We start from the raw sequence: 16,889 nt of genomic DNA, 5'->3' as shown, positions 1-16,889 counted from the left end.
CCTACGGGGTGGCGCGAACGGTCTCGAGCCGGTGCGAGAACATCCACGGCCACAGTTCCGGTAGCGCGTACGCCGGCACCCACGAGCCGTGGTTGACGCCGGGAAATTCGGTATAGCGCACCTCGTCGTGCGCGGCCTGCAGCGCGGGATACAGGCGATGATCGTCGGTGAGCGGCACCACCGTATCGGCGCTGCCGTGGAAGATCCACACCGGCAGACCGCCGATGTGCGAGGCGACCCACGCATACGAATCCGCACCGGCGGGAAGGCCCAGCACGTGCAGCGCCGGCTCGTCGGCGATCGGGTTGATCGCGCCGCAGATGATCGCGGCGGCGGCGAACAGGCCCGGATGATCGATGGCGATCTGCCACGCGCCGAAGCCGCCCATCGACAGCCCGGTGAGGTAGAGCCGGTGACGATCGCCGTGGAATTCGTCGATGCTGTTCTGCATCGCTTGCAGCGCCATCTGCTCGATCGGCCCGTTCCAGTAGGTGTGCTCGGGCGCCTGAGGTATCACCACCACGGCCGGGAAGCTGGCGCCGTGCTCGCGCAACCACGGCGGCAGGCCTTGGGTCATCTGTTTGGTATTGTCGCTGCCGGCTTCGCCGCTGCCGTGCAGAAACAGCACGATGGGCCAGCGGCGTTTAGCCGTCCAGCCGTCCGGCACGAACACCTGGTAGCGATAAGCAGTTCCCTGTACGGTGACACTGCGTTCGACGAAGTGCGAACCGTCGGCGGCCCTCGCACGGAAGCTTGGCAGGTACAGCGAAAGCAGCAGGAGTATAGACAGCAGGGAAAAGCGCAGGCGCATCGGCGGTGTCCATGGAAAGGTCGGACTATTCAAGGCCCTCGCGCGGACAGGCGCAAGTCACCGTGCAGCATGGCGACGCCGGAGCATTACAGCAGCGGGTCGAACAGTCGCGCCACGTGCATGGCCACGCGGTGCAGATAGGGCGCATCGAGGTATTCGCTTTTTTCCACCGGCAGCGCCTTGGCGAAATCCGCGGTCAGCATGGCTTCCACGTCGCGGGCAAACGTTGCATCGACGATCAAGGCGCTGACCTCGAAGTTGAGTCGGAACGAGCGGCTGTCGAGATTCATGCTGCCCACGGCGGCGGTGTCGTCGTCGATCAGCAGCACTTTTTGATGGGTAAAGCCGGGCTGATAGCGGAACATGCGAATGCCTGCGCCCAGCGCCTCGTGCGCGTGCAGGGTTGAGGCCAGAAACACCGTGCGGTGATCGGGCCGCGAGGGAATCAATACGCGCACGTCGACACCGCGCGCCACCGCCAGCCGCAGCGCGGCGAGCACCGCGTTGTCCGGCACGAAGTAGGGTGTAGTCAGCCACAGCCGCTCGCGCGCGGCATGAATGGCGGCGGTGAAAAACAGCGAGCAAGTTTCCTGTGCGTCGGCCGGACCGCTGGCCACGATCAGCGCGCTGGCCTCGCCGGTGCAGGGCGGTGCAGGCAGCAGCGGCGGCGGTGCGCCGGTGATCCACTGCCAGTCCCGTGCAAACAGCTGCTGCAGGTCGGATACCGCAGGGCCGCGCAGCTCCATATGCGTATCGCGCCACGGCGCCAGCGGCGGCTTCAGGCCGAGGTATTCGTCGCCTACGTTGAGGCCGCCGACGAAGGCGCGTGCGCCATCGACGACAACGATCTTGCGGTGATTGCGGAAGTTCAGCTGAAAGCGGTTACGCCAGCGGTGCGTGGCGAACGGATGAATCGCCACGCCGCCGGCGCGCAGCGTCTCGATGTAGTGCTTGGGCAGGTCGTGGCTGCCGACGCCGTCAAACAGCACGCAAACCGTTACGCCGGCGGCCGCCCGTTCCAGCAGCAGCTGCTGCACGCGCCGGCCGAGCTGGTCGTCGTGAAAAATGAAAAACTGCACCAGCAGGCAGTGCTTCGCCTCGGCCATGGCGGCCAGCATCGCTGCAAAAGCCGCGTCGCCGTCGATGAGCAGCTTCAACTGATGGCCGCTGCGAAACGGTCGGCCCTGAATCGCGCTGATGGACGCGTAGCGCGCGCAGTCCGGATCGATCACCTGCGTATTGCCGCCGTCAGGCGCGCGCGAGGAGAGCTTCGACTGCTGGCTGGTGAGATAGCCGAGAAAACGATTGGAGCCCAGGTACAGATAGGGAATCAGGGTCAGATACGGCAGCAGAATCAGGCCCAGCGCCCAGCCGATGGCGCCCTGCGGCGTGCGCGTGTGCATCACGGCATGCATGGCCGCCAGCACGCCGGCTACATGAAACAGCAAAAAGCCGGCGGTGATCAGAAACGCGGTCATCGGCGTGAGGTCTTGGAATGGAGAGTAGTGCTGACGGTGCTGGGCGTGCGCTTACTTGGCCAGCAGCTGGTCGGCCAGGCTGCGTGCCTGCTGACGGATTTCCGGCATGGCGGTGGATTCCCACAGGGTGCCGCGCAGCATGCTGCCGATCGCAAACAGATTGGACCAGTAGTCCTCGCCACGCGCCAGTCGCCCGTCGGGCATGGCCTGCATGCCCAAGCCGAGCGGATCGGAGACGACGTGCCCATTGGTAAGCAGTTGGCCGACCAGGGGATGCCCGGTGCGGCGAATATCGTTGTTCATGCCGGTGGTCTGGATGACCAGGTCGGCGTCCAGTGTCTGGGGATTGCCGGCCGGCACCGAGGCTAGCTGCAACTGCAGGTTGTCGCCGAGCACGGCAACGGATTTCATCCGGCCGCGCAGTCGATGCAGCCGGCCTTCGCCCTCGAGCGCCGCGATCGACCTGCCCACCTGCGGGGGCATGCGGTGACGCGCGCGTTCCCAGGCCCAGCGCGCGTGGCGCAGAAAGCGCGCACGCTGCTCCTGATCCAGTTCGCGCCACAGGCCCGGGGTATGCGGCCGCAGGCTGTCCAGCACCGCGCGCCAGTCGCGCTCGTGCGCCAGCGCCTCGCGCAACAGGTGCAGCCAGTGCCGGACGTCGGGCGATTCGCGCATCGCTTCGATCAGCTCGCCGCTGTCGCCGGTCGGCGCCGCCGCGGCGTTGAGATGTGCCTCGGGCAGCAGACCGTGACGGGAGATGGCGGTGAAGTCGGTTTGCGGCCAGCGTGCCGACAGCTCGAGCAGCACGTCGACGGCGGTCAGCCCCAGCCCGATCAGAACGACCTTGCGCGGCGTCGGAAGCTTGTCCGCGTTGGCCATCAGTGCCCACGGATCGACCACGTAGCGCCCACTTTCCAGCGCTTGCGCACTGACGCCGCTGAGCGGCTGTGTGGGCAGCGAGCCCAGGGCCAGCACGGCGGCGTCGAAGAGGCGGCTCTCCTCGCCGTGCATCACGGTGACGGCATCGCGCTCGGGTACGACCGCCTCGACCGCGAACGGAATCACATTCACGTCGTGGCCGTTGGCCTTGCCCTGCGCCAGCGCGCGCGCTACCTCTGCTTCGAGGTAGTCGCCGTAGCGGCGGCGCGGCATGAAATCGGTGCCCGCGATGGTGGGATCTTCGCGCTGCAGAAAGTCGAGAAATCCGCTGGGCTTGCCGGCGAACATGCTCATCGACGCCGCGCGGACGTTCAGCAGGTGGCGGTCGGAGGCGGTGCCATAGGCCACACCGCGCGCCAGTGTGCCGCCGCCGGTGTACCAGTCCAGATGCAGCGGCTGCGACGGCTTTCGCTCCAGCAATTCGCTGAGCAAAGTAGCGGCCGCGGCACCGCCGCCGATGATGGCGACCCGTCGAAACATGAATTTACCTGATCGGTTTAGCGTTGAGCGAGTGGTGGCGTGACGATCAGCTGATATGACCGGCAACGGCCGCACGCTGCAGCTTCGCCACCCAACCCGCTTCCGGCTCAGCCTTCTCGTAAGCGAAGTACTGTGCCAGATCGCCCCCATAAACGTGAAGCGTCAATGCCGTATCGCGTTGGGAGAGGTTGCGGCAGCGATGCGCATGGCTTTCGCTGCCCTCGAACCAGGTGCCGTCGCCCGGGCCGAGCCAGTCGCGACCGAGCTCGCGCAGATCGCCGGTTTGCGGATCGCGATCGTACGACTGCACCTCCAGCGCACCGAGCAGGGTGACCTCAAGTCCCCACAGGCCGCCGTGGTCGTGCACGGGGGTGATGTGGTTCGGCGGCCATGCCATGACCAGCACGCTGATGGCGGGCTTGCTGCGCTCGGCCACCAGCCAGCGCTCAAAGCCGTGACGGCGCGCGCGCAGCGGGGCGAAGCGCGTGGTCAGCGCCTCGGCATCCTGATGCACCACGCGGCCGAGCTCGCGCGCCATCAGCGCCAGATCGGGCTGTTCGGCGGCGCCGTGCTCCAGTGCGATCTCGCGCAGCGTCTTCAAAGTGTGCAGATATTTCCCCATACGTGGAATCCGGCTGAACGACTGGTGTCCAGTGGAGCATGCGACTCGTTAAAGACGCGTAAGGCTAGCGCAGGGTTTACGCGACGCTATTTGCCGGTAAATGACGTAGCCGATGAAGTGCCCGACCGGTTCTTTTTCCAGCCTTCAGCGGCGCGTCTGCATCGCTCCATGCGTCTTGGCGCCGATGCGTGCATGTCGGTTGTCGCTGCACCTGCCGTCGATGGCAAAAGCCTCGGTCTCCGGATACATACACCAAAAGGCGCTCCGGTCGGCACGTGGGTGCCGACCGGAGCGCGTTGCTCTTGGTGCCCTTATTGCTGACGCAAATCGAAACTGACCGGAACCTTTGCCCAGGCGCGTACGGCTTTTCCGTCGACCATCGCCGGTTGAAACGTCCACGACGCCAGCACCTGCTCGCGCGCGCTGCGGTCCAGCAGCGTGTGACCGCTGCTTCGTTCGATCACGACGTCGAGCGGCTTGCCGCTCTCATCCACGAGTACCCGCAAAAGCACCGTGCCGTGAAGCTGCTCGCGCAGCGCCTGTACCGGGAATTGCAGCGGCGCGGACCGGTAAGCCAGGCTCGCCTCGACCGGTTTGCCAGTCGCCGCCGGTGCCTCGGGTGCCGTCGTGGGCGTTATGGTCGGCGGTGCCGTGGGGGCCACGGCGAGCCGGCCTTCGTCCGTCGGCACGACCGCGGGCACCACCAGCGGCGTGGTCTTCGGCGCGCTGTGCGGAGCGACCTTGTGCAAGTGCGGCAGCGGCTTCATCACGATGGCCGGCGGTGGCGGTATCACGGCGGGTGGACTGATCCATCGAATCAGCGTAGCGGCAGCAGGCCGCTCCAGCCCAGGCAGGGTAGGCGCACCCATCGGACGGGTGGCGATGAGGAGTACGCCGAGATTCAGCGCGATCGCGGCGCTGAGGGCGACAATCCGGACAGGATCGGGCTGGGCGGAATGCTGCGGCGTATGACGAGCGTGGACCAGACTTGCGGAAGACATGGGCGACCTCCTGACGGCAGTTTGGATGGGCGCGGCAGAGCCACAGACCGATATGCTGGGTATTGCGCTGCAGCAATTGCAGCGTATGCTCATCTCATACGGTGGCGCAAGTGAAGCTGCTGCCGTTTTCAAGTGGACGGCTGGACGTCCGTTTCAGGAGTCTGGATGAACGTTACATCGCACATCGCCGGTCCGCGCTACAGTTTCGGCGACGAACTGGCCAGCAGCGTCATTCATGGCGTCGGTATCGTGCTGAGCATTGCGGGTCTGGCGATTCTGATGGCCTTCGCCGCGCGCCATGGCGATGCGCGGGTGATCGCGGCAAGCGCGGTCTACGGCACTACGCTGATTCTGCTTTATACGGCTTCGACGCTGTATCACTCGATTCCCGTGGTGAGAGCCAAGCCGACTTTGCGCACGCTGGATCACATCGCGATCTTTCTGTTGATCGCCGGCACGTATACGCCGTTCACGCTCATTGCTCTGCCTGGCGTTTGGGGCTGGAGTCTGTTCATCGCGGTGTGGACGATGGCGTTGCTGGGCAGCGCGCTGGAAGTGGGGCCGCTGAAGCGTTATCGGAAATTCGCCGTGCTGCTCTATGTGGGCATGGGCTGGATCGGCATGATTGCCTTCAAACCCTTGAGCGCCTATCTGCAGAGCGGCGGCACGGCGCTGCTCATTGCCGGTGGCCTGGCCTACACGCTGGGTGTGCCGTTTTATCTGTGGCGCAAATTGCCGTATCACCACTCGCTGTGGCATCTGTGCGTGCTGACCGGCAGCGTGCTGCATTTTCTGGCGGTGCTGCTTTACGTGATACCCGATCCGGCCTGAGCGGTCGGTTCGATGCGCCGGCCGGTTATCGCGATGACGCAACGGCGGCCAACGCCTTTCGACTTCTAGCCCAGCAGCCAAGCCAGCCCGAACAGCCCGACCATCATGAACGAGATCACCAGTTTCATCAGCGTGCCGAACAGCAGGCCGATCCACGTGCCCACGCCGACATGCGCCGAGCGCAGCACGCTGGTGCCGGAAGCGAGTTCGCCCAGCAGGGCGCCGATGAACGGCCCGAGGATAAGTCCGGGTATGCCGAGAAACATGCCGGCCAGGGTGCCCATACTGGCGCCCCAGAGTGCCAGCCGGCTGGCGCCGACACGTTTGGCGCCCAGCGTGCTGGCGATGAATTCGATGATGACGCCTGCGGTGCCGAGTCCGCCGATGATCAGCAGCCACCACAGTCCGAGGTGCCGGTAATCGTCCACAGCCGCGGTCAGCCAGATACCGCCGAAAATCATCGGCAGTCCGGGCAGGGCGGGAATGATCGAGCCGGCCAGTCCGCCGACGATCAACGCCGCGGCCAGCAGGTAGAGCGCCATATCCATTCGATGCGGTCCTTTACTGTCGCGCCAACGCTGTAGCGCCGACGCTCATTTTTCGACGAAGGCCCGTTCGATCACGTAGTCGCCCGGTTCGCGCGTGCGCGGCGATGCGTGGAAGCCGCGGCCGTCGAGCAGTGTGGAAAGATCGTCCAGCATCGCCGGACTGCCACACAGCATGATGCGATCGATCGCCGGGTCCAGCGGCGGCAGGCCGATGGTCTGGTTCATCAGGCCGTCGGCGATCGCGTCGGTGATGCGGCCGCGGTTGCGAAAGGGCTCACGGGTGACGCTGGGATAATAGATCAGCTTGTCGCGTACCAGCGGTCCAAGATACTCGTGCTGCGGCAGCTCGTGTTCGAGATAATCGCCGTAGGCCAGATCGGCGATGTTGCGCACGCCGTGGGCCAGCACGATCTTGTCGAAGCGCTCGTAGGTTTCCGGGTCGCGCACCAGGCTCAGAAACGGCGCCAGCCCCGTGCCGGTGCCCAGCAGGTACAGATGGCGGCCGGGCTTGAGATCGTTCAGCACCAGCGTACCGGTCGGCTTGCGGCTGACCAGCACCGGATCGCCCGGCTGCAGATGCTGCAGGCGCGAGGTCAGCGGACCATCGGCTACCTTGATCGAGAAGAACTCCAGATGCTCCTCGTAGTTCGCGCTGGCGATGGAATACGCCCGCATCAGCGGGCGGCCGTCCACTTCCAGCCCCATCATCACGAACTGGCCGCTGTCGAAACGAAAGCCGGGATCGCGTGTGGTGCGGAAGCTGAAAAGCGAATCGTTCCAGTGATGCACGTCGATCACGCGCTCGGATGCCATTGCCACCATGGTTTATCTCACTTTGGAATGGGGTTGGTCGATGGCCGCAAGGCGGCTCAACGTCGGATTGGCTGTTCGCGTCGTTTCGGCTACTGCCGCGCGATGGCTGGCTGCGCGTATTTTACGCGATCGACGATGCGCTCTGCCGCGTGAAGCGAAAGCGCCGCTGTGGCATTTCGCTGGCCCCGATCATCAACTATCGCGCCCACGCTACTGCTGGTGTGCCGCTCTGCGCATTTCGGCGCGATATCTGCGGGACGCCAAGCCGGAGCAAATTGGAACTCCACTCGCGGGCAGCAATCCAGGACAATAGGATGGTCATGACCGATTCCAGCGCCGCCGCGAACACTCCCAATACCGAATCCACCGGCATCCCGTGGCGCGTCTGCGTAGCGCCGATGATGGACTGGACCGATCGGCATTGCCGCTATTTCCACCGGCTGCTGTCGCCGCGCGCGCGCCTCTATACAGAGATGGTGACCAGCGCGGCGCTCGTGCGCGGCCGACAGTTGCGATTACTCGAACACAGTCAACAGGAGCACCCCGTCGCCCTGCAGCTCGGCGGCAGCGATCCGCGCGAGCTGGCGCAGGCGGCGCGCGACGGCGCGCAGGCCGGCTACGACGAGATCAACCTCAACGTGGGCTGCCCGTCCGATCGCGTGCAGTCCGGTCGCTTCGGCGCCTGCCTGATGCGCGAACCGGCCCTGGTCGGCGACTGCATGCGGGCAATGCGTGACGCGGTCAGCGTGCCGGTCACCGTGAAATGCCGTATCGGCGTCGACGATCAGGACGACTACGCGGGCCTGCAGCACTTCACCGAGACCATGCTGGAAGCGGGCGTCGAAGTGATGGCCGTGCATGCACGCAAGGCCTGGCTGCAGGGCCTGTCGCCGAAGGAAAATCGCGAAATTCCGCCACTGGATTACGAGCGCGTTTATCGGCTCAAGCGCGAATTTCCCGAGCTGACCGTGGTGATCAACGGCGGCATCGGCACGGTCGAGCAGGTCCAAACACACCTGGGCCAGGTCGATGGCGTGATGCTGGGTCGCGCCGCCTATCACGATCCGTATCTGCTGGCCCGGATCGAGGCGGCGCTTTACGGCGAGCCGTTGCCCACGCGCGACGACGTGTTGCGGCAGATGCGGCCTTATGTGGAGGCCGAGCTGGCGCGCGGCACGGCGCTGAAGCACATCAGTCGGCATCTGCTGGGGCTTTACCAGGGTGAGCCGGGGGCGCGGGCGTTTCGGCGCACGATCAGCGAGGGGGCGCATTTGCCCGGGGCAGGTTGGCAACTGATCGAACAGGCGATCGCACCGTGTTCGGTCGCGGCGTGACAGCCGCCGTTCGTCCGGTCAGTATTCAGCCCGGATTGCCTAATCTGAACGCTCCGGCAACTGCCGGTCGGAATGTAGACGCATGGCAACCCACAAATTCTTCACCACAGCTTTGTTTGCATTAGCCAGTTTTGGCGCGGTGGCGTCGGCGCAGTCGGGGGAGCCGGATGTGTCGATGGATCAGGCCGTGCAGAGGGTGCAGCGCGAAACCGGTGGCAAGGTGCTTTCGGCCGAACCACATCACGTGGGTCGACGCACCGAGTACCGCATCAAGGTGCTGACGCCACAAGGGCATGTGCGAGTGATGGCGATACCGTCGGATGCCGGCAGGGGTCCGATAACGACACCAGTTTTCACACCATTGATCAAGAACCCGCCCGGCCGAAATCCGGGCAGCAAGGAGAGACACTGATGCGCATCCTGTTGGTGGAGGACGAAGCGCCGCTGCGCGAGACCCTGGCGGCTCGCCTGAAGCGCGATGGTTTCGCCGTCGATGCGGCGCAGGACGGGGAAGAGGGCATCTACCTCGGCCGCGAAGTGCCGTTCGATCTGGCGATCATCGACCTGGGCCTGCCGAAGATGTCCGGCATGGATCTGGTCAAGGCGTTGCGCGAGGACGGTCAGCGTTACCCGATTCTGATCCTCACCGCACGCGGCAGCTGGCAGGACAAGGTCGAAGGCCTGAAGTACGGCGCCGACGATTACCTGGTCAAGCCCTTTCATGTCGAAGAGCTGCTGGCCCGAATCAACGCACTGGTGCGTCGCGCCAGCGGCTGGTCCAAGCCGATCCTGGCCTGCGGCATGATCAAGCTCGACACCACCGCGCAGACGGTCACGGTGGAGGGCAAACTGGTCGACCTCACCAGCTACGAGTACAAGGTGCTGGAGTACCTGATGCTGCATGCCGGCGAACTGGTCTCCAAGGCCGACCTCACCGAGCACATCTACCAGCAGGATTTCGACCGCGACTCCAACGTGCTCGAAGTGTTCATCGGCCGCCTGCGGCGCAAGCTCGATCCGGAAGGCACCCTCAAGCCCATCGAGACGGTTCGTGGACGCGGATACCGCTTTGCCATCCCGCGCACCGACGGCGACGACGAGTAATCTCGTGCCGCCGCGCCAGCCGCTGTCACTGGCGGCGCGCGCGGCGATCGCCACCGGGTTCGTGCTCGCCGGCTTTCTCGGGCTGGTCGGCCTGACGCTGTCGAAGGCCAACCAGAGCCGTGCTTTGAGCGCGCTGCAGGAACGTCTGCAGAACGACACCATCGCGCTGATCACCAACTTCGACGTCAATCGTTTCGGCAAGCTGCTGCCGCCGGATACCTTGCCCAACCCCGACTTTTCACGGCCCGGCTCCGGGCTGTATGCCGTGGCACAGGGGGACGACAACTATCGCTGGGAGTCCTCGTCGGCGATCGGCCGTGACTTCAGCTTTCTCAAACCGCTGGAGCCTGGGGAGAGTACGGCGCTGGTGGGTCCGGTCGATACCCGCATGGGCCGGCTGTACTACTACAGCTACGGCGTGGCGCTGGACACCGCCGAGAAAAAATCCGTGCGCCTCACAGTGACGGTGGCGCAGACCGAGGATCAGCTCGAAGGCGACAGCGCCGGCTATCGCCGAACTCTATTTGCGTGGTTGTCCATACTCGGCGTAATGCTGATCGTGCTGCAGTTTCTGCTGCTGCGCTGGAGCCTCACGCCGCTGCGCAAGGTGGCCAGCGACATGACCCGCGTCGAGCGCGGGGATAGCGAACATCTGGACAGCCAATATCCGCTGGAGCTCACCAGCCTAACCGAACGCATCAACGTCTTCATCGACAACGAGCGGGAGCAGCGCACGCGCTATCGGCACACGCTGGCCGATCTCGCCCACAGCCTGAAGACGCCGCTGGCGGTGATTCGCTCGCAGCTGGAGTCCACCGTCCTCGATGACGCCTCGCGCCGCAGCAGCGTGCTCGATCAGGTGCGCCGCATGGACGATCTGGTCGCCTATCAGCTGTCCCGTGCGGCGACATCCGGCCGGCAGACGTTTGCCAGCGCCGTGCCGATCGCCGGCCATGCCGAAGACCTGGTGCAGAGTCTGGAGAAGGTCTACGCGGCCAAGAATGTGCTGTGCGAATTCGATATCGACGAGCGCGCAGTGTTCTACGGCGAGCAGGGCGACTTGCTGGAGCTGATGGGCAACCTGCTGGAAAACGCGTTCAAGTGGGCCGGTCACCGGGTGCTGCTGGTGGTGAAGTCGCAGGCGACCACGGCGCGCCAGCGCACCGGGTTGTGGTTGAGCGTGGAAGACGACGGCCCCGGCATCCCCGAGGACAAGATCGAAAAAATCCTGCAGCGCGGCGTACGCGGCGACGAGCGCGTGCAGGGTCATGGCATCGGCCTGTCCATCGTGCAGGACATCGTGCATGCCTACCAGGGCGAGCTGCTGGTCGACCGTTCGCCCGAGCTCGGCGGCGCACGTTTCAGCGTGAGCCTGACGCCGGCCTGATCGTGCAAGGCGCGCGTCGACCTAAGAGCCTGTTCAAAGTCTCCGCGGGGCACGGGGAGATGGTGAACAGGCTCTAATGGGCGATCGGCTTTTTCAGCACGCGCACGGCGCTGGACGTTTCACCCCAGATGGCCGGCGAGGGCCCATAAAACGCTTCGAGCAGGTGAGCTATCGCCGGTTCCGCCTCGCGCAGAAGCGAGGGCTGCGAATAGTGCAGCTCGGTAACGACCGCAAAGTACTCGCTGGCGTTTTCAGCGCCGCGGTGATCGATCGGATGGCCGTCGTTCCGCACCGGCGCATCCGCAAGGCGGCGATACGCCCGGTCGAACTGCTCGACCCAGCGCCGCCGCGAAATGTCCATCAGCGGCGGCATGCCGTCGGGCGGTCCGTCGAGCATGTCCAGCTTGTGCGCCATTTCGTGCAGCACGACGTTATAGCCATCCCACGGTTGCTCCAGATCCAGCTGCACATCGGCCAGCGACAGCACCAGCGGGCCGTGCTCCCAGGTATCCACGCTGCGCGTATCGCCACTGACGTTCGCCACACTGCTGTGGCAGGCGTGCTGAGTGCCGCGCACCTTGAATTCACCGGGATAGATCAGCACCTCGCGCCAGCCGCGCAGGCTGCCGGCACCCTGCTGCAGGGCGGGCAGGCAGGCCTGCATGGCGATCAGCAGTCGCCAGTAGTCGTCCAACACGGCGCCGGCCAGCGCGTGAAACCGCTTGCGCGCCAGAAATAGCGCGGCCAGCCGGCGCAGACGCTGCTGTCTTTCCGCATCAAGGCCGCGAGCGAGCGGGCAGCCGAACAGCGCGCGCCGCCACAGGGGATCGGCGATGGGTGGAGGCTCGAGTCGAGCTCGTAGCGATTGCCACCAATGCCCCGGCATGACCTTGGACGCTTACTGGATGGATCCGGGCAGCAAAGACTGCCAGCCAAGATGGGTTTGTTGAACGCGCGCAGGCGGTACCGCGTCCATGCTGGAGCGGCCCGTTGCGCTGATGCCGGAGCCGCTCTTGCGCGAATCGCTGCTGCTGGGCGGGGCGTTGTCGCGAGACAGGACAGGTTCGTTGACGCTGCCCGGTTCGCTGCTGCTGCCTGAGTCGCGCGCGCTGTTGGTGTCGCCGTTTCCATGCAGCGAGCCGTCGAGTTCGCGGCTGTCCACGTTTGTCGCTGCGGCGCCGCCGATGCCGGCAAAACAGATGGCGCAGCCGATGAGCCAATGTTTGACGCGCATGGCAATCGAACTCCCTAGACTCGCAAGGCAAGCCCCGATCGTGTCAGAAACCGCGCTGCGTTGCCAGTGCTGCCCCCGCGGCGACCCAGGGGCATCGGCGTCGGCGGCGCGCCGGGCTAAACTGCGCGGATGTTTATCCCCCATTTTGCCGCTTGCCGTCATCGCGCCTCCCGTTTGCGCCTACCCGCCGTTGGGCAGTGCTGATGCAGCCGTCTCAGCTTTTGTCGGCGCTTGCCGCCGGTGAGCCGATCTCCGGCGCTGGATTAGCCATCGGGGCCGGCGTGACGCGGGCGGCGATCTGGAAACAGATCGAAGCCCTGCGCGCGCGCGGCGTGCCGATCGAAGCGCGCGGCGCCGCGGGCTACTGCTTGCCGTGGCCGCTGCAGATGCTCGATGCCGACCGGATACGTGCGGCCATACCCGCGCCATTGGCACAAAAGCTGGGGGCGCTCGACGTGTACTGGGAGCTGGACTCCACCTCCAGCGAGCTGCAGCGGCGCGGCGCCGGCGCCGCGGACTTCAGCGTAGTGCTGGCGGAAACGCAAAGCGCCGGTCGCGGTCGTCGCGGCCGCCCATGGCTGTCGCCGCCTGGACTGAATCTCTATGTGTCTTGCCTCAAGCGATTCGATCAGGGTTTTGCCGCGCTGGGCGGTCTGTCGCTGGCCATCGGGGTCATCGTGATGCGGACGTTGGAAACGCTCGGTATCGGCGGAACCGGCCTGAAGTGGCCGAACGACATACTCACCGCGCAGGGCAAGCTCGGCGGCATTCTGGTCGAGCTCAGCGGTGAATATCAGGGGCCGTGCGCGGCGGTTGTCGGCATCGGCCTCAACCTGCGGCTCACGCCGGCCTTGCGCGAGCAGGCGGGGCAGCCGGCGAGCGATCTGGCCAGTCTGACGCAGGACGCTCCGCCGGATCGCAACCGCGTCGCGGCCACGCTGATCGCTGCGCTTGTCGAAGGCCTGCAGCAGTTCGAGCGCGATGGCTTTGCCGGCTTCCTCGACGAATACGCGCGGCACGATCTGCTGAAAGACCAGCCGCTGCAGCTTAGCGGCGCACTGGGTCTATTCGAGGGCGTCGGCGCCGGCGTCGATGCGCGCGGTGCGCTGCAGGTACGCCTGCACGACGGTAGCCTGCGTCAGGTCGACAGCGCCGAAGTCACGGTGCGCCGCACATGAGGCTGCTGCTCGATCTCGGCAATACCCGCATGAAGTGGGCGCTGATGCTGCAGCCGGAGGGCTGGCTGGCGCAGGGCGCACTGGACTGGCAGGAGGGTTTCGCCGCGCAGCTTGAGTCCGCACTCGCGGGGTTGCCTACTCCGGAGATGATCGTTGCCGCGTCGGTGGTCGATGCGGCGCGCGAGGCCCTGGTCGCCGACGTGATCGGCCGCCGGTTTGCGCGCGCACCGATCTGGCTGCGCACGCCGGCCAGCGCGTGCGGCGTGCGCAATGCCTATGCCGAACCGCAGCGGCTGGGCGTGGATCGGTTTCTGGCGATGGTCGCCGCGTATGCCGACGGCTATGCGCCCTGCGTGGTCGCCAGCGCCGGCACTGCGCTCACGCTCGATGCGCTGGCAGCCGACGGACGCCATCTCGGCGGCCTGATCGCGCCCGGCCCGCTGCTCATGCAGCGTTCGCTGATCGACGCCACCGCGCGCGTGCGGCCGGAGCGTACGGGTGAAATATTCGACCTGGCCGACAACACCGCCGACGCGGTGACGTCGGGTTGCTGGCAGGCGGCGGCCGCATTGATCGAACGCTTCGCTGCGCGCGTGACACCTTTGCTTGAAGGTGCGCCCACTCTGATTCTCGGCGGTGGCGACGCCGCCGAGCTGCAGCCGCTGCTGGCCCTGCCGGCGCAAATGACTCGCGACGGCGTGCTGCGCGGTCTGGCGGTATGGGCGAACACGCAGAGCAGGGCGTCGAACTAGACCGCCTCGGTCGACGCGTCGTCGATCTAGAATGAGTTGCCGTCCGGTATGGGGGATTCGATGTTTCTGCGTCTGCTGTTCGTCCTTTTGATGGCCCTCAATATTGCGGTAGGGGCATGGCTGTTGCTTGGCCAGCCCTATGCGCACAACGGCAATGCCGTCGACCCTGGCGTACGTGAATTGCGCCTGCTGTCGGAAATGCCCCAGCCCGTAGCTACCGTGGCCGCCCCCAGCATCGCGGCATCTGTCGCAACGGCGGCTCCGGTTTCTTTGCCGGCTCCCGCCGCACCCGTGAATACCCCGCCGCCTCGGCCTGCGCAACCGGTACCGCAAATCTGCCTCGCGCTAGGTCCGTTCGCTACCCCGCAGGATCTGCGCAATGCCCGCCAGGCGCTTGGCGCGCAGGTTACACGCATGCGGTCGCGCCAGGAGCAGATCAACCAGCCCAACGGTTTCTGGGTCTATCTGCCCGCCACCAGCAGTCACGCGCAGGCGCTGGAGCTGGCCCGCCAGCTCGGCGCGCGCAACATCAAGGATTACTTCGTAGTGAGCAGCGGCGATCAGCCCAATACGGTTTCGCTGGGCCTGTTCAAGGATCCGGCCAACGCGCGCAAGCGCCGCGACGAAGTGGTGGCGGCCGGCTTTCCGGCCCGTTTGAGCGAACGCAGCGAAACCGTGCCCGAGTACTGGCTCGATCTGGTCGCCAACAACAGCCCGCGATTCGAATGGCGCAACCGCGTCCGCGCCAGCGGCGTCAACTCACACAGCACCAGCTGTTTCTGATTTACGTGCCGGGGCGATCAGCGGTTGAAAATCATCCGACTCACTCGTCCGCTTGGAGCAACCGTAGCGCGACTGCTAGAATCGCGCTCCTTGCCGGCATAGCTCAGTTGGTAGAGCAACTGATTTGTAATCAGTAGGTCCCCAGTTCGAATCCGGGTGCCGGCACCAAATGACCATCTAAAGCCATCCCATATCGGCTCAATAATCCATCGAAACCCGCATTAAAGCGGGTTTTTGTGCGATATCGTCCAAGGTCGTCCCATTGCAGCCCGCTCAAAGTGTGAAAGGTTGTGCGTAACACGGCGGTTACTCACGGTTTCGCCGATCAGTTACTCACTTTCAGGGGCCTTGTTTACTCACATGCTCACCGAGAAGGAGTTACTCACACTCGAGCGCAAGCCAAGCCTCTATCGGCTGGCTGATGGTGGCGGTCTTTGCACCGAGCTTCCTCCGACCGGCAGCCCTCGCTGGCACTATCGATATCGCTTCCAGGGCAAGGCAAAGATGCTGAGCCTGAGCACCTATTCCGAGGTCAAGTCGGCGCAGGCACGGAAGCTGGCCGCCGCGGCGAAGGATTTACTCAGCCAGGGCGTCGATCCGAGCGCAAAGCGTCAGACGGACAAGGCGACCCAGCATCTATCCGCGGCGACCGCGTTCAAAGCCGTAGGCGACGAATGGCTCGGCGGCCGCGGCGAGCTGGCTCCGATCATCCGTCGCAAGATGAAGTGGATGCTCAAGGAGCTGGCCAATCCGTGGATCGGTGAGCGGCAAGTCTTTGACATCACAGCGCCGGAGCCGCTTGCCGTGCTGCGAGGTGTGGAGTCGCGCGGGCACCTGGAAAAGGCGCAGCGGCTGAAATCGATCTGGTCTTCCGTTGTGCGGTGGCCACCGGCTGCGCCGAGCGTGATCCTTCCGCCGATCTGTGCGGGCACTGAAGACGGCCAAGACGCGGCACCACGCCAGCATCACCAGCCTGTCAAGGTCGGCGAGCTGCTGCGCGCGATCGAGAAGGCTATAGCGGCATCATGGCGGTGCGCTGTACCCTCCAGCTGGCGTCGTTGTTGTTGGTCCGGCCGGGTGAGTTGAGCAAAGCCAAGTGGTCTGAATTCAACCGAGAGTCCTACGCTTTAGTGGGCACCCTGAACTATCACTTCTGGAGTGCTCGCATGCCCGGCCCCTGTCCGCATACGACGTAGCGATATACTCAGGAATTCAAGGCGACAGCCGTCCATTTAAGTGAGTTGCCTGGCGTAGCCGTGCAAGACGTGACCGGTATCGCAGTTTCATCGAGTTTCATCCAGCGTCATTATCAATTCACCGACGCCCATAGCGAATCGATTTATGCTCGCGGAGCCGTGATGTACGGCTAATGATGGAGTAGATGATTATGAGTGAGCTCAACGTCGAAACTGAAATGTCATCAACGATTCGCCCCTTGGCTCGACTCAGCGCCACTGCCTTCGGCGAAGAGTGGGCTGATCCAAGCAGAGGCCATTTTCTAACAATGATAACGATGACTGCATCTATTCACTCTCCGGCGGATGGCGGTCTCGATTACGATCCAAGTTGATTTCAGACGATTGACTCAATGCGC

The 16,889-nt window shown here is 64.9% G+C and carries 19 protein-coding genes and 1 tRNA gene; 11 read left to right on the top strand and 9 right to left on the bottom strand.

Going from position 1 to position 16,889, the window contains the following annotated elements:
- Position 1: 1 nt before the first annotated feature.
- The 5 genes from HDE78_RS15955 to HDE78_RS15935 all read right to left on the bottom strand — a co-directional run bounded on the left by HDE78_RS15955 (position 2) and on the right by HDE78_RS15935 (position 5,331).
- Positions 2-811, bottom strand: coding sequence for a prolyl oligopeptidase family serine peptidase (locus HDE78_RS15955; protein WP_179481273.1), 810 nt, complete (start codon positions 809-811; stop codon positions 2-4).
- Positions 812-897: 86 nt separating this feature from the next.
- Complete coding sequence (gene cls / locus HDE78_RS15950; RefSeq protein ID WP_179481272.1) at positions 898-2,289, bottom strand: cardiolipin synthase; 1,392 nt, start codon at positions 2,287-2,289, stop codon at positions 898-900.
- A 51-nt stretch (positions 2,290-2,340) separates the two neighbouring features.
- A complete protein-coding gene (locus tag HDE78_RS15945) occupies positions 2,341-3,708 on the bottom strand; it encodes an FAD/NAD(P)-binding protein (protein ID WP_179481270.1) in 1,368 nt (455 codons plus the stop codon).
- A gap of 46 nt (positions 3,709-3,754) precedes the next feature.
- On the bottom strand, positions 3,755-4,330 hold the full coding sequence (locus tag HDE78_RS15940; RefSeq protein ID WP_179481268.1) for a cysteine dioxygenase family protein: 576 nt from the start codon (positions 4,328-4,330) through the stop codon (positions 3,755-3,757).
- Between the two features lie 311 nt (positions 4,331-4,641).
- Entirely contained in the window at positions 4,642-5,331 is a 690-nt protein-coding gene (locus HDE78_RS15935; protein WP_179481266.1) for an energy transducer TonB, read from the bottom strand.
- Positions 5,332-5,496: 165 nt separating this feature from the next.
- Here HDE78_RS15935 and HDE78_RS15930 point away from each other — a divergent pair, with 165 nt between their 5' ends.
- Positions 5,497-6,162, top strand: a complete 666-nt coding sequence (locus HDE78_RS15930) for a hemolysin III family protein (RefSeq protein ID WP_179481264.1) — start codon at positions 5,497-5,499, stop codon at positions 6,160-6,162.
- Between the two features lie 65 nt (positions 6,163-6,227).
- Here HDE78_RS15930 and HDE78_RS15925 read toward each other — a convergent pair whose 3' ends face one another.
- Positions 6,228-6,710: a DUF456 domain-containing protein gene (locus tag HDE78_RS15925; RefSeq protein ID WP_179481262.1), complete on the bottom strand. Its 483-nt coding sequence runs from the start codon at positions 6,708-6,710 to the stop codon at positions 6,228-6,230.
- A gap of 45 nt (positions 6,711-6,755) precedes the next feature.
- Entirely contained in the window at positions 6,756-7,532 is a 777-nt protein-coding gene (locus tag HDE78_RS15920) for a ferredoxin--NADP reductase (RefSeq protein WP_179481261.1), read from the bottom strand.
- A 311-nt stretch (positions 7,533-7,843) separates the two neighbouring features.
- Between HDE78_RS15920 and dusA the strand changes: the two genes are divergently transcribed.
- The 4 genes from dusA (at position 7,844) to HDE78_RS15900 (ending at position 11,348) form a co-directional block, all read left to right on the top strand.
- Complete coding sequence (dusA, locus tag HDE78_RS15915; RefSeq protein ID WP_179481259.1) at positions 7,844-8,857, top strand: tRNA dihydrouridine(20/20a) synthase DusA; 1,014 nt, start codon at positions 7,844-7,846, stop codon at positions 8,855-8,857.
- Positions 8,858-8,939: 82 nt separating this feature from the next.
- Positions 8,940-9,269, top strand: coding sequence for a PepSY domain-containing protein (locus tag HDE78_RS15910; RefSeq protein WP_179481256.1), 330 nt, complete (start codon positions 8,940-8,942; stop codon positions 9,267-9,269).
- Positions 9,269-9,961, top strand: a complete 693-nt coding sequence (locus HDE78_RS15905) for a response regulator transcription factor (RefSeq protein ID WP_179481254.1) — start codon at positions 9,269-9,271, stop codon at positions 9,959-9,961. The genes HDE78_RS15910 and HDE78_RS15905 overlap by 1 nt, the downstream gene beginning before the upstream one ends.
- Positions 9,927-11,348 carry an ATP-binding protein gene (locus HDE78_RS15900; protein ID WP_179481456.1) on the top strand — a complete coding sequence of 474 codons (1,422 nt, stop codon included), beginning with the start codon at positions 9,927-9,929 and terminating at the stop codon, positions 11,346-11,348. Before HDE78_RS15905 ends, HDE78_RS15900 begins: the two co-directional genes overlap by 35 nt.
- 73 nt (positions 11,349-11,421) lie before the next feature.
- Here HDE78_RS15900 and HDE78_RS15895 read toward each other — a convergent pair whose 3' ends face one another.
- The gene (locus HDE78_RS15895; RefSeq protein WP_179481252.1) at positions 11,422-12,234 is read right to left on the bottom strand and encodes a M90 family metallopeptidase; all 813 of its coding nucleotides are present in this window, start codon (positions 12,232-12,234) and stop codon (positions 11,422-11,424) included.
- A gap of 12 nt (positions 12,235-12,246) precedes the next feature.
- The gene (locus HDE78_RS15890) at positions 12,247-12,744 is read right to left on the bottom strand and encodes a hypothetical protein (protein WP_255457858.1); all 498 of its coding nucleotides are present in this window, start codon (positions 12,742-12,744) and stop codon (positions 12,247-12,249) included.
- 41 nt (positions 12,745-12,785) lie between these two features.
- On the opposite strand from HDE78_RS15890, the gene HDE78_RS15885 reads away from it, so the two are divergent.
- The 6 genes from HDE78_RS15885 (at position 12,786) to HDE78_RS15860 (ending at position 16,865) form a co-directional block, all read left to right on the top strand.
- Positions 12,786-13,760: a biotin--[acetyl-CoA-carboxylase] ligase gene (locus HDE78_RS15885; RefSeq protein ID WP_179481250.1), complete on the top strand. Its 975-nt coding sequence runs from the start codon at positions 12,786-12,788 to the stop codon at positions 13,758-13,760.
- Positions 13,757-14,512, top strand: coding sequence for a type III pantothenate kinase (locus HDE78_RS15880; protein ID WP_179481248.1), 756 nt, complete (start codon positions 13,757-13,759; stop codon positions 14,510-14,512). The genes HDE78_RS15885 and HDE78_RS15880 overlap by 4 nt, the downstream gene beginning before the upstream one ends.
- Before the next feature lie 60 nt (positions 14,513-14,572).
- A complete protein-coding gene (locus HDE78_RS15875) occupies positions 14,573-15,295 on the top strand; it encodes an SPOR domain-containing protein (protein WP_179481246.1) in 723 nt (240 codons plus the stop codon).
- Positions 15,296-15,387: 92 nt separating this feature from the next.
- Positions 15,388-15,463: transfer RNA gene (locus HDE78_RS15870), tRNA-Thr, on the top strand.
- A gap of 192 nt (positions 15,464-15,655) precedes the next feature.
- A complete protein-coding gene (locus tag HDE78_RS15865) occupies positions 15,656-16,381 on the top strand; it encodes an integrase arm-type DNA-binding domain-containing protein (protein WP_179481244.1) in 726 nt (241 codons plus the stop codon).
- A 301-nt stretch (positions 16,382-16,682) separates the two neighbouring features.
- Complete coding sequence (locus tag HDE78_RS15860; protein ID WP_179481242.1) at positions 16,683-16,865, top strand: hypothetical protein; 183 nt, start codon at positions 16,683-16,685, stop codon at positions 16,863-16,865.
- The last annotated feature ends 24 nt before the right edge of the window (positions 16,866-16,889 follow it).

The organism is Rhodanobacter sp. K2T2 (assembly GCF_013408815.1).
Taxonomy (GTDB): Bacteria; Pseudomonadota; Gammaproteobacteria; order Xanthomonadales; family Rhodanobacteraceae; genus Rhodanobacter.
The sequence above is the reverse complement of the archived record's forward strand: the minus strand, read 5'-3'. Positions and strand labels throughout refer to the sequence as shown.